This is a genomic window from Leuconostoc sp. LN180020 (genome assembly GCF_014844115.1).
GTDB lineage: Bacteria > Bacillota > Bacilli > Lactobacillales > Lactobacillaceae > Leuconostoc > Leuconostoc citreum.
Window position 1 is genome coordinate 710,001 of the sequence record NZ_CP039736.1, and the last position, 13,464, is coordinate 723,464.

9 protein-coding genes and 1 tRNA gene (1 of these 10 cut by a window edge) are annotated in these 13,464 nt (G+C 40.8%); 9 read left to right on the forward strand and 1 reads right to left on the reverse strand.

Going from position 1 to position 13,464, the window contains the following annotated elements:
- The 5 genes from FAZ25_RS03730 to FAZ25_RS03750 all read left to right on the forward strand — a co-directional run.
- A tRNA-Ile gene (locus tag FAZ25_RS03730) sits at positions 1-13 on the forward strand (it extends 61 nt beyond the left edge of the window).
- Positions 14-347: 334 nt separating this feature from the next.
- Positions 348-1,658, forward strand: a complete 1,311-nt coding sequence (serS, locus tag FAZ25_RS03735) for a serine--tRNA ligase (protein ID WP_004904446.1) — start codon at positions 348-350, stop codon at positions 1,656-1,658.
- A 129-nt stretch (positions 1,659-1,787) separates the two neighbouring features.
- A complete protein-coding gene (gene secA, locus FAZ25_RS03740) occupies positions 1,788-4,202 on the forward strand; it encodes a preprotein translocase subunit SecA (RefSeq protein ID WP_004899482.1) in 2,415 nt (804 codons plus the stop codon).
- Positions 4,203-4,279: 77 nt separating this feature from the next.
- Positions 4,280-5,398 carry a peptide chain release factor 2 gene (prfB, locus tag FAZ25_RS03745; RefSeq protein ID WP_004899481.1) on the forward strand — a complete coding sequence of 373 codons (1,119 nt, stop codon included), beginning with the start codon at positions 4,280-4,282 and terminating at the stop codon, positions 5,396-5,398.
- A gap of 122 nt (positions 5,399-5,520) precedes the next feature.
- Positions 5,521-7,986 carry an ATP-dependent Clp protease ATP-binding subunit gene (locus tag FAZ25_RS03750; protein WP_100665084.1) on the forward strand — a complete coding sequence of 822 codons (2,466 nt, stop codon included), beginning with the start codon at positions 5,521-5,523 and terminating at the stop codon, positions 7,984-7,986.
- A 6-nt stretch (positions 7,987-7,992) separates the two neighbouring features.
- Here the strand turns inward: FAZ25_RS03750 and FAZ25_RS03755 are convergent, their stop codons facing one another.
- A complete protein-coding gene (locus FAZ25_RS03755) occupies positions 7,993-8,670 on the reverse strand; it encodes an A24 family peptidase (protein ID WP_080984269.1) in 678 nt (225 codons plus the stop codon).
- 263 nt (positions 8,671-8,933) lie between these two features.
- On the opposite strand from FAZ25_RS03755, the gene rpsL reads away from it, so the two are divergent.
- From rpsL to FAZ25_RS03775, 4 genes are all read left to right on the forward strand, one after another.
- A complete protein-coding gene (rpsL, locus tag FAZ25_RS03760; RefSeq protein ID WP_004899477.1) occupies positions 8,934-9,347 on the forward strand; it encodes a 30S ribosomal protein S12 in 414 nt (137 codons plus the stop codon).
- 15 nt (positions 9,348-9,362) lie between these two features.
- Positions 9,363-9,833 carry a 30S ribosomal protein S7 gene (gene rpsG, locus FAZ25_RS03765; RefSeq protein ID WP_004899475.1) on the forward strand — a complete coding sequence of 157 codons (471 nt, stop codon included), beginning with the start codon at positions 9,363-9,365 and terminating at the stop codon, positions 9,831-9,833.
- A 200-nt stretch (positions 9,834-10,033) separates the two neighbouring features.
- Positions 10,034-12,145 (forward strand): elongation factor G, encoded by a 2,112-nt coding sequence (gene fusA, locus FAZ25_RS03770; protein ID WP_004899474.1) that lies wholly within the window; start codon positions 10,034-10,036, stop codon positions 12,143-12,145.
- Positions 12,146-12,253: 108 nt separating this feature from the next.
- Positions 12,254-13,444, forward strand: a complete 1,191-nt coding sequence (locus FAZ25_RS03775) for an MFS transporter (protein ID WP_004909192.1) — start codon at positions 12,254-12,256, stop codon at positions 13,442-13,444.
- The last annotated feature ends 20 nt before the right edge of the window (positions 13,445-13,464 follow it).

A 13,464-nucleotide genomic window follows, 5' to 3' on the forward strand; every position in this document is an offset into this window, starting at 1 on the left:
CCTGTCAGGCCCATGATGAAGGATGTTTCAATGGAAACATCCTTTTTTGTTTGCCTTTTCTTACTGTTTCCGTTACAATTAATACATAATTTAACTTACCATAAGTAGACTATTCTAGAAAGTTGTTGGGTGATGAAAAACAACCAGTTGAAATTCCAGTAAGTTCCAATAGTGGGTAATGCCACTCGGTTAGCTCCGTTATCAGGTGATAATAAGTGTTATTTGCTTTGGCATTAAAGTAGATAAAAACTGGGTGGTACCACGGAAGCGCGTTTTCGTCCCTATTCCTACAAGGTTTAGAGGGGAAACGCGTTTTTGCATACTATAGATATTATGGAGGATAAACTATGTTAGATATAAAATATTTACGGAAAAATGTGGCAGAGGCAACTCGCCGTTTACAGGATCGAGGCATCGAATCTGAGAAGTTAACGACATTATTAAGTTTGGATAAAGCGCGTCGTGAGGCGATACAACAGGTAGAAAGCCTAAAAGCTCAAAGAAATGAAGTCTCTGATAAAATTGCTTACGCGAAGCGTAATAAAACTGATGCTAGTGAGGCTATTCTTGCAATGCAAGAAGTCGGATCAAAGATCAAAGCACTGGATGCAAGACAAGCAAGTCTTGATATGGAAGTTAAAAATTTAGCAGCTCATCTTCCTAACTTAGCTGCGTCTGATGTGCCAGTAGGACCTGATGAAGCAGCAAATGTTGAACAACGTGTTTGGGAACCTAAGACATATGGCCAAAGATTGAAAGCACACCAAGAGGCACCAGAATGGTTAAAAGCACATTATGAAGTCGGCGAGACGCTTGGTATTTTAGATTTTGAAAGGGGTGCTAAGGTATCAGGAGCACGTTTTCTTTATTATGTGGGTGATGGCGCACGACTTGAGCGAGCTGTGTATAATTTCATGTTAGATGAGCACCGTCAAGAAGGCTACACTGAAATGATTACGCCAATTGTGGTTAATGATGCTGCGATGTTTGGCACCGGTCAATATCCTAAATTTCAAGACGATGCATATCGTGTTGAGGGACTTGAACAGACTTATATTCCGACTGCTGAGGTGCCATTAACTAATTATTATTCAGGGGAAACACTACCAGCTGAAGACTTGCCGATTAAATTTACAGCGTTATCACCATCATTTCGTAAAGAGGCAGGTGCTGCTGGTAAAGATACGCGTGGCTTAATTCGGTTACATCAATTCAATAAAGTTGAAATGGTGAAGTTTACTAAGCCTGAACAATCATATGAAGAGCTTGAAAGTATGACGGCCAATGCAGAAAATATTCTGCAGAAACTTGGGTTACCATATCATGTCATTATGCTGTCAACCGGCGATATGGGCTTTTCAGCAGCTAAAACATATGACGTTGAAGTTTGGATGCCACAACAACAAGTTTACCGAGAAATATCTTCTGTCTCAAATACGGAGGACTTTCAAGCGCGTCGCATGCATATCACATATCGCAATGAAGCAGGACAACTAGCTCTGGTTCATACGCTTAATGGTTCTGGCCTTGCTGTGGGAAGAACCGTAGCTGCTATATTAGAGAATTACCAAAATCCCGATGGTAGTGTGACAGTGCCTGAGGTGCTACGCCCTTATTTGGGTGGCCAAGATAAATTGATGGCAACGCCACATCATTAATGTACTAAAAGTCTGTATTTATCAGGCTTTTTTTGCTACAATTGACAGTAGACTATTGTGCGCTAAAACACACAAATTTATATTTCAGAGGAGAAACACACAACCTACTAGCGTTGTGTGCTAAAAATAATGGCAAATCCAATACGAAAACTAGTTGATAATTCAAAAAAACAACTAAAGAAATTAAATCATATTGCTGATAAAGTTGAGGACTACGCTGACGAGATGGCGGCTTTGTCTGATGAAGCGCTTCAGGCCAAAACGCCGGTATTTAAAGAAAAAATTGCTGATGCTTTGCGTGATGTGACAGAGACAGATAAACAAAATAAAGTACTAGCAAAAACATTAGATGCACTCTTGCCGGAAGCATTTGCGGTTGCACGTGAAGCAGCAAAACGCGTGTTGGGATTGTATCCATTTCGCGTGCAGATCATGGGTGCTGCTGTTTTAAATGACGGTAACTTGGCTGAAATGCGAACGGGTGAAGGAAAAACATTGACGGCCACTATGGCGGTCTATTTGAACGCGCTAACAGGTCGTGGCGTACATGTAGTCACTGTAAACGACTATCTTTCCGCACGAGATGCCGAGCAAATGGGGCAGTTATATAATTGGTTAGGTCTATCTGTTGGGGTCAACGTAGGTGACGCGCCAGCTGAGGAAAAACGTGCTGCTTATGATGCAGATATCACGTACTCAACGAACTTTAATATTGGTTTTGATTATCTACGTGATAACATGGTGAGACGTGCTGAAGAACGTGTCATGCAGCGAGGTTTGAATTTTGCGTTAATTGATGAAGCTGATTCTATCTTGATTGATACAGCACGTACACCGTTGATTATTTCGGGACCAGGATCGGGTGTCTCTCAGTTGTATGGGCGTGCAGACCGTTTTGTAAAAACATTACAACAAGATGAAGACTACAAGATTGACGAAGAAGCAAAAACGACAATGCTTACCAACGATGGCATCCATAAAGGCGAAATTTTCTTTAATCTAGATAACCTTTATGATGCTGGAGATACAGCTTTAACACATCATATTGACCAAGCTTTACGTGCGAATTTCAATTATATCAATGATAAAGACTACGTTGTACAAGATGGTGAGGTCAAGTTAATTGACCAATCTACTGGCCGTATTTCTGAAGGCACACGCCTATCTGACGGCTTGCATCAAGCAATTGAGGCTAAAGAGGGTGTTGAAATTCAAGAAGAAAACAAATCTATGGCACAAATCACGTACCAAAACTTGTTTAGAATGTATAAAAAGCTGTCTGGTATGACAGGAACAGCTAAGACTGAAGAAGAAGAGTTACGCGAAATTTATAATATGGAAGTCATTACTATTCCAACCAATCGGCCAATCAAGCGAGTTGATTACCCTGATTTGCTATATCCATCTATTCGTGCTAAATATAATGCCGTTGTCAAATTAATCCAAGAATTACATGAAAAGGGTCAACCTATTCTTATTGGTACGGGATCAGTTGAGTCGTCAGAATTACTATCAAAAATTTTGATGGCACAAAATGTACCGCATAACGTACTTAACGCTAAAAATAATGCCAAAGAAGCTGAAATTATTGCTAACGCGGGGCAACGCGGGGCCGTGACAGTAGCGACGAACATGGCGGGTCGAGGCACTGATATTAAGCTTGGCCCTGGTGTAGCTGATTTGGGTGGTTTGGCAGTTATTGCTACAGAACGTCATGAGTCACGACGTATTGATAATCAATTGCGTGGTCGTGCAGGTCGTCAAGGTGATGATGGCTTCTCACAGTTTTTCTTATCACTAGAAGATGACTTGATGATTCGTTTTGGTGCGGAACGTATTAGAGCTGTTTGGGAACGGATGAATCTGGATGAAGAAGAGACGGTTATTAAAAATCGTTTAATTACACGTTCAGTTGAATCAGCTCAAAAGCGTGTGGAAGGCAATAACTATGATACACGTAAAAACGTTTTGCAATATGATGATGTGGTACGAGAACAACGTGAATTAATTTATCATCAAAGAGATATCATCATTGATGAGTCACAATCATTGGATTGGGTTTTGATGCCAATGGTTTCACGTACGATCAATCGCGTAGTGACAGCACAAACAAAAAGTAAAAAGCCTTCAGAATGGCAGTTACAACAAATCATTGTCTTTGCGGAAAATGTGCTTGTCAACGAAGGTGCGCTGACTGAAAATGATTTGTCTGGCTTGTCACGAGAAGATATTGAAGCGAAGTTATATGCCCTAGCAAAGGAAAACTACGCTAACAAAAAGCGGCAATTATATGAACCGGAGCAAATGTTAGAATTTGAGAAGGTTGTGATTTTGCGTGCTGTAGACCAACATTGGACAGATCATATTGACGCACTGGATCGTTTGCGTCAAGGGGTTGGTTTACGCGGCTACGGCCAGTTGAATCCGTTAATCGAATATCAGAATGAAGCTTTTGAAAACTTTAATAAGATGATTGCTGATGTCGAATATGATGCGACGCGTACATTTATGAAAGCTGAAATTCGTCAGAACTTGAAGGCGTAGTTTTTAGATTCCTTTATAGATAATGCAATAACAGGAGCGAGCCAAAGTGTTCGCTTTTATTTTGAGAGGGTAAAGACATGGAAATTATTGATGCTAAGCATGCGTTAGCAGACATACAAGAAAATATTGCGCGTTTTCAAGGCACTTTAGATCTAGAAGCGTTAACGGAAGAAATTGCCGATTTTGAAAACCGTATGACAGAACCTGGATTTTGGGATGATAATACAAAAGCGCAAAAAGTTATCGAAGAAAACAATGTGCTAAAGAATCGGCGCGACTCATTTTTGAATTTAACGAATCAGGCTGAAGAAATTGAAGTCTTAATTGATATGCTCGCTGAAGATCCTGGAGATGTTGATACAGCTACTGAATTGGCAGACAGCATTGCACAAGCCCAAAAAGATGTTGAGGCTTACAATCTGGAACAGTTACTAACGGAACCATACGACGCTAATAATGCCATTTTAGAAGTTCATCCTGGCTCGGGGGGAACAGAATCAACGGATTGGGGTGCAAACTTATATCGCATGTATACGCGTTGGGCTCAACAGCATGGCTTCCAAGTTGATGTGTTAGACTACCATGCTGGAGATGAAGCCGGCATTGATAGTGCGACAATAAAAATTACTGGGCATAATGCGTTTGGCTTTTTACGAAGTGAAAAAGGCGTACATCGTTTTGTTCGTATCTCACCTTTTGATTCAGCAGGCCGCCGTCATACTAGTTTTGTCAGTGTTGATGTGATGCCAGAGTTAGATGACACTATTGAAGTTGAAGTCCGCGACGATGATATTAAGATGGATGTCTTTCGTTCTGGTGGTGCTGGTGGGCAGAACGTCAATAAAGTGTCAACTGGTGTGCGCCTAACCCACGAACCAACAGGGATTGTTGTGTCATCAACAGTGGAACGAACACAGTACGGTAACCGTGATTACGCCATGAAGCTCTTGAAAAGTAAATTATACCAGCTCGAACTTGAGAAACAAGAGGCTGAGCGGGCTGCTTTAACTGGTGAAAAAATGGAAAATGGTTGGGGATCACAAATTCGTTCATACGTATTGCATCCTTACCAGATGGTTAAAGATCACCGAACAAATTATGAAACAAATCAACCACAGCAAGTATTAGATGGTGATTTGGACCCGTTCATTAATGCTTATTTACAATGGCAATTAAGCTTAAAAAATCCAAATTAAGGTCGAAACAATATGTTTCGGCTTTTTCCATTATCAAACATATTAGTTTCTAACAATAGTCTAATGCGTTATAATATAAGTCAACATTAGACATTAACTGCCTAAAAAATGGAGGGCATAACATGGATAACAAATATACATCAAGTGCACAGAATGTGCTGGTTTTGGCACAAGAACAAGCAAAATATTTTAAACACCAGGCTGTAGGAACAGAGCACCTATTGTTAGCCTTAGCAATTGAAAAAGAAGGCATTGCAAGCAAAATTCTTGGCCAATTCAACGTGACCGATGATGATATTCGCGAGGAAATTGAACATTTTACCGGTTATGGCATGACATCGCGCTATGATAAAAATATCTATTTACCCTATTCGCCAAAAGCTGGCGACATACTTCGTCAATCAGGCGAAGAATCACGCGCGCTAGCACAGACCCAAGTTGGTACAGAGCATGTACTGTTAGCCTTATTACAGGATGAGAGTATCTTATCATCGCGTATTTTATTAGCGTTGGATGCCAATTTACAAGAAATGCGCCGAGCAATTTTGCGGAAACTTGGTGTCACCGATGTACGCAAGCAAATGAAGCAACGTGACAAACAGCAATCACAAGGGACACCAACCCTGGATAGTTTGGCACGTAACTTAACACAACGTGCTAAAGATGGTAAAATGGATCCCATTATTGGGCGCTCAAAAGAGGTGCGTCGTGTTGTACAAATTTTGTCACGACGTACAAAAAATAATCCGGTATTGATTGGTGAACCAGGTGTTGGTAAAACAGCTATAGCTGAAGGTTTAGCGCAAAGAATTATTGCTAATGATGTTCCAGACACATTGAAAAATAAGCGGTTGATGGCATTAGATATGGGCTCTCTGGTCGCTGGCACAAAGTACCGTGGTGAATTTGAAGATCGCTTGAAGAAAATTATTGAAGAGATTTATCAAGATGGACAGGTGATTCTGTTTATCGATGAGCTACATACTTTAATTGGTGCTGGCGGGGCTGAAGGGGCTATCGACGCTTCAAACATTTTAAAGCCAGCTTTAGCAAGAGGTGAATTACAGACCTTGGGCGCAACGACTTTTGATGAATATCAAAAATATGTCGAGTCGGATGCAGCCTTGGAGCGACGATTTGCGCCGGTGACGGTGGATGAGCCATCACAAGAAGATGCCATCAGTATTTTGAAGGGTATTCGTTCTAAATTTGAAAGTCATCATCAAGTAGCGATTGATGATGCTGCGATTATTGCTGCAGTAAAACTATCATCACGGTATATTACAGACCGTTTTTTGCCTGATAAGGCGATTGATTTAATGGACGAAGCTGGTGCGAAGGTTCGTATTGATGCGATTAATCGGCCAAACCCAGTGAATAAAAACAAAGCCAAATTGGCTGAGACAGTTGCGGCTAAAGAAGCAGCAATTACTGCGCTTGATTTTGAAGGTGCAGCTAAATTGCGCACCGAAGAAGTACGCTTAAAAAAGCGTATCAATAAAGCTGAAGCAAAGTTGGCGGATGATACACAACAAAATTACCATCTTCACGTGACTGAAGAAGATATTGCAGAAGTGATTTCACAGCAAACGGGTGTACCGTTAACGCAACTGGAGAAAAATGAACAGCAGCGTTTAGTCAATTTAGAAGCTGTCCTTGGTCGACGTGTCATTGGTCAAAAAGCAGCGATTTCTGCTGTGGCACGTGCAATTCGTCGTGCACGTTCAGGCTTGAAAGACCCTAATCGGCCAATTGGTACTTTTATGTTTTTGGGTCCAACAGGTGTCGGTAAAACAGAGCTTGCTAAGGCATTAGCGGAAGCCATGTTTGGTAGTCAAGAAAATATGATTCGTATTGATATGTCGGAATATCAAGAACGTTGGTCAGCTTCTCGACTTGTAGGCTCAGCACCAGGTTACGTAGGATATGATGAAGGTGGACAGCTAACCGAACAAGTGAGAAACCATCCTTATTCCGTGGTGTTACTGGATGAAGCAGAAAAAGCGCACCAAGATATTTTTAATTTGATGCTACAAGTCTTTGACGATGGTTTTTTGACGGATTCAAAAGGCCGTAAAGTTGATTTTCGTAATACAATTATCATCATGACTTCTAACTTGGGGGCAACACGTTTGCGTGATGAAAAATCAGTTGGTTTTGGCGCAGTTGATTTGAAAAATAATCATGCTGCGATGGCTGAAAAAATTCGTGAGACGCTAAAAGAAACATTCCGTCCAGAATTTATTAATCGCTTGGATGAAGCGGTCGTATTTGAACCACTAACAAAAGATGAGTTACATCAAATTGTTAAATTAATGAGCCGCACAGTACTACAGCGCGTAGCAGAGCAAGGTATATCTGTTAAAATAACGCCTGCAGCTATTGATGTCGTTGCTAGTGCCGGATTTGATCCAGAGTATGGCGCACGACCAATTCGACGGGCTTTGCAGACAAAGATTGAAGACGTTTTGAGTGAAGAATTGTTGCGTGGTCAGATTACCACTGATACGACTGTGACAATTGGTGCGAAAAACGGTGATATTAGACTAAGCATTAAACCTATCGATAAAGTAGCAGCTAAAGCTTAAAAGCCATCACTTAACAAAATAAGTGATGGCTTTTTCACCGAGATTAGCAATGAGCCAGCCGGCTAATAAATAAGGCACAAAAGGCAGACGTGCTTGATTGGCAAAGAGTAAGCCAGTAAAACCTAGTATTGTGGCAATTAACAATGTGTAAGCGAAAATCAGACTATCATTAATTAAGATAAAGCACAGCAGGATGGGGATGTCACCAAAACCAAGCTTGTGGCGATAAACTAAATAGAGACACACAGGGATGACGAGGCAAAAAACTGTTATTTTGTCCTCGAACTGATTGAAATGGCTGGTCATAAACAAATAAATGAGCCAAGGGTATAAAACGCCTATGTGTATCGTGTGGCTGTAGATATCTTCACACGATAGAAAAAATAGTAATACCGCAGTTATCCACACTGTAATATCAGAAAAAAGTGACCAACCAATCATTGCGCCAAGTAGTTCGATATGTGCATAGTGCATACCAAATTTAAATTGACAATGACGACAATGGCCATGTAACAAAATAGCAGATATAACCGGGATTAAGTCATACCAAGATAACTGATGTTGGCATCTAAAACAAAAGGAACGTTTAATACCTAGGGGTATGTTGTGATTTAAGCGCTCGGCAAGGCATAATATTGTAGAAGTGAGCACTGCGTTAAATAGAATAATTAATAGTGTTTGCATAAGGGATTAGACGGAAAAATAAGCGATGACTCATACAAAAGGATATAATCATTTGATGTGCTGATTCACTCTTGACATTAGTCTATAATCTGGTATTATATTGAACGTGCTTTTAAGTAATCTGTTCTGTGAAATCATCACAACGTGCTGAACGGCGCTGTAAAGGCAATTGTCAGCAGATTCCCAGTAAGCATTTTTGTTTAATTACAAAAATGACACACCTGGAACTGTGTAATTAATAAAAAATTTAAGGAGACCGTAGCATGCCTACAATTAACCAATTGGTTCGCAAGCCCCGTAAGTCAAATGCGACTAAGTCAAAGTCACCAGCTTTGAACTTCGGCTATAACTCAATGAAGAAGAAAGCAACAAATAACGTTGCACCACAAAAGCGTGGTGTTGCCACACGTGTTGGTACAATGACACCAAAGAAGCCTAACTCAGCTTTGCGTAAGTACGCTCGTGTGCGTCTTTCAAACTTGTATGAAGTTACTGCTTATATTCCAGGTATTGGTCACAACTTGCAAGAACACTCTGTTGTTTTGATTCGCGGTGGTCGTGTGAAGGATTTGCCTGGTGTGCGTTACCACATTATTCGTGGTGCATTGGATACAGCTGGTGTTGACGGACGTATGACATCACGTTCAAAGTACGGCACAAAGGCGCCAAAGAAGTAAGAAGGAGACTGACAAATGCCACGTAAAGGTTATACTAAGCGTCAGGAAGTTTTGCCTGACCCAATTTACAATTCAAAGCTCGTTTCACGTTTGATCAACAAGTTGATGCTTGATGGTAAGCGTGGAACTGCTTCAACAATCTTGTATGATGCTTTTGATCGTATCAAGGAAGCTACTGGTAACGAACCATTGGAAGTTTTCGAACAAGCCATGGAAAACATCATGCCTGTATTGGAAGTTAAGGCTCGCCGTGTTGGTGGATCTAACTATCAGGTGCCAATCGAAGTACGTCCTGACCGTCGTACAACATTGGGATTGCGTTGGTTAGTAAACTACTCACGTTTGCGTAACGAACACACAATGGATGAACGTTTAGCTAAAGAAATCATGGATGCAGCTAATGATACTGGTGCATCTGTTAAGAAGCGTGAAGATACGCATAAGATGGCTGAAGCTAACCGTGCATTCGCGCACTATCGTTGGTAAGGTTTTTGGCACAACCTTGTGTGTTGTGCTTAAATTAAACCATCATTTATTGGGATGCTAAATTTAATCGTTCACATCGCAATAAATAGTGTAAAATGACAGTAGATGGTAAAGCACTATTGGCTTTTACCATCAAAAAGCGAACACAATTCTGTGTCGCTTTTTGTTGCATATAGAACAAAACCAGGAGATAACTCACAATGGCAAAACGTGAATACCCACTAGAACGTACACGTAATATTGGTATCATGGCCCACATCGATGCGGGTAAGACAACAACTACGGAACGTATCTTGTATTACACAGGTAAAATTCACAAAATTGGTGAAACACACGATGGTGCTTCACAAATGGATTTCATGGAACAAGAAAAGGAACGTGGAATCACAATCCAATCAGCTGCCACAACAGCCGTATGGCACGGTTTCTTTGACCAATTCGCAAAGACACCCTACCGTGTTAACATCATCGATACACCAGGTCACGTTGACTTTACAATTGAAGTTGAACGTGCTTTGCGTGTTTTGGATGGCGCTGTAGCTGTCTTGGATGGTGCTGCTGGTGTTGAACCACAAACTGAAACAGTTTGGCGTCAGGCAACGACTTATGACGTGCCACGTATCGTATTCGTCAACAAGATGGATAAGTTGGGTGCTGATTTTGCTATGTCAGTTGAATCAATGCATGAACGTTTGCAAGTTAATGCTGAAGCCATTCAATGGCCTATTGGCGCTGAAGATGAATTCGAAGCAGTAATTGATTTGATTACACAAGAAGCTTATTACCCAGTTGATGATTTGGGTGAAAAGTGGGAACCACGTGAAATTCCTGCGGAATTAAAAGAATTAGCGGAAGAAAAGCGTAATACTTTGATTGAAGCTGTTGCTGATGTTGATGATGATTTGATGGAAAAGTACCTTGAAGGTGAAGACATTTCTGTTGAAGAATTAAAGGCCGCAATTCGTCGCGCAACTTTGGCATTACAATTCTACCCAGTTCTTGCAGGTTCTGCCTATAAAGATAAGGGTGTTCAAATGATGTTGGATGCCGTTGTTGACTATTTGCCAGGACCTTTGGATGTTAAGCCATATGTTGCTAATGATCCAAAAACAGGTGAAGAAATTGACTTGATTGCTGATGATAGCAAGTCATTTGCTGCGTTGGCCTTTAAGATTATGACTGATCCATTCGTTGGTCGTTTGACATTTATGCGTGTTTATACTGGTACTTTGCAATCAGGTTCATACGTACAAAACACATCTTCTGACACGCGTGAACGTGTTGGTCGTTTGCTACAAATGCACGCCACATCACGTACAGAAATTGATGAAGTTTTCTCAGGTGATATTGCAGCAGCTATCGGTTTGAAGAATACAACAACTGGTGATTCTTTGACAGCCGTTGATCATCAATTGATTCTTGAATCAATGGAATTCCCAGAACCAGTTATTGAATTGGCTATCGAACCAAAGACGAAGGCTGATCAAGACAAATTGTCTAATGCTATTCAAAAGTTAGCCGAAGAAGATCCATCATTCCGTGCGACAACAAACCCTGAAACTGGTGATACATTAATCGCTGGAATGGGTGAATTGCAATTGGATATCATGGTTGATCGTATGCGCCGTGAATTTAACGTTGAAGCAACAGTCGGTGCACCTCAAGTTGCCTACCGTGAAGCCTTTACACAAACAGTGCAGGCGCGTGGTTACTTCAAGCGCCAATCTGGTGGTAAGGGACAATATGGTGATGTTTACATCGAATTCTCACCAAACGAAGAAGGCGCTGGATTTGAATTCGAAGACGCTATCGTTGGTGGCGTTGTGCCACGTGAATATATCCCATCAGTTGAAGCAGGTTTGAAGGATGCTTTGAACGCTGGCCCATTGGCTGGCTTCCCATTAGTTGATTTGAAGGCTAAGTTGTATGATGGTTCATACCACGATGTCGATTCATCTGAAGCTGCCTTTAAGATTGCTGCGTCATTAGCTTTGAAAGAGGCTGCCAAGACTGCCGGTGCAGTTATTCTTGAACCAATTATGGCGGTTGATATTGTTGCACCTGAAGACAATCTTGGTGATGTTATGGGACACGTCTCAGCACGCCGTGGTATGATTGAAGGTCAAGAATCTCGTGGACCTGTTTTGGCTGTTAAGGCTAAGGTGCCTTTGTCAGAAATGTTTGGTTATGCAACAACTTTGCGTTCTGCAACACAAGGTCGTGGTACATTCCAAATGGTATTTGATCACTATGAAGCTGTTCCTAAGAACATTCAAGAAGAAATTATCAAAAACAGCGGTAAAGAAGCTTAATTCTCAACTTCTTAAAACCAATGTGATTAACTGACAGATGGTTCAGTATAAACGGCGTCACTCTACTCAGAGTGGTGCCGTTTTATTTTAAGTATATTGAGGCTTAATATGAAAAAAGAATATAGTCATTATTTAGTACCAGGAATTATTGTTGTTGGCATGGTATTACGGCTCCCATTTACTTCAATACCGCCTATTATAAGCAATATTGCTAAAGCACAACATGTGCCTGTTGGACAATTAGGTATTTTAACGACCATTCCACTTCTAGCATTTGCATTATTTTCATCTATAGCACCTAAAGTAGCACAAAAATTAGGTTTGGAAAGAGCTTTCTCACTAATGCTCTGTGTCATGATTGTTGGCTCAGTACTTAGGATTATTGATACTACCTTTCTTTACATTGGAACATTGATTGTTGGTATTGGTATTGCACACATGAATGTTTTATTGCCAAGCGTTGTGCGAACTTATTTTCCAACACGTCTTGGATCGATGACTTCCCTATTTACGTTTAGTATGATGTTGGCGACAGCCGTTGGCGCCGGATTAGCGGCACCAATTACTATGGCAACTAATTGGCGCATATTTATTTTGCTACTCACTGTATTGCTCGTGATAGCATTGCTGATATGGTTGCCAAATGATTACTTTGCGGCAAAACAAAGAATAATGAATAAATTAACAGTACCGGTGGACATAAAAGATGATCAACCATCAGTTTGGCGTAATAAATATGCTTGGCTCTTACTTTTTTTTGCTGGTATGCAATCTGCGATGTTTTATATATTAATGGCTTGGGGACCAACGATGGCGGTGCAAACAGGTATATCAACAGCCGTAGCTGGTATATTTGCTGGAATTAATGCTTTAATTGGATTACCCTTTGCGTTAACAGTACCAACAATTGTCTCGCGATTAAATGGCAAGCAGCGCCAGTTATTAGTTGGCATGACATCGCTTGTTGGCATCTTGGGTTATCTATTATTGCTTCACCCTGTAGGAAATTTTTGGTACTGGTTAATCGTTAACCTGATGATTGGTGGGAGCACATCCGTACTTTTTCCTTATCTAATGACGACGTTAAGCTTGAAGACGAGCTCACCAAAAGCAACAGCAGTATTATCTGGTATGACACAGAGTGGCGGCTATTTATTGGCAGCTTTGGGACCAGTTTTATTTGGTTATGCATATAATTGGTTTAAGAGTTGGCAACCACAATTAGTGGTTGTATTGTTCTTATTTATCTTGATGACTATTGCAATTATTACGGTTGAGAAACAAAATAAAATATTGTGAGAAAAAAGCATGTCACGCGT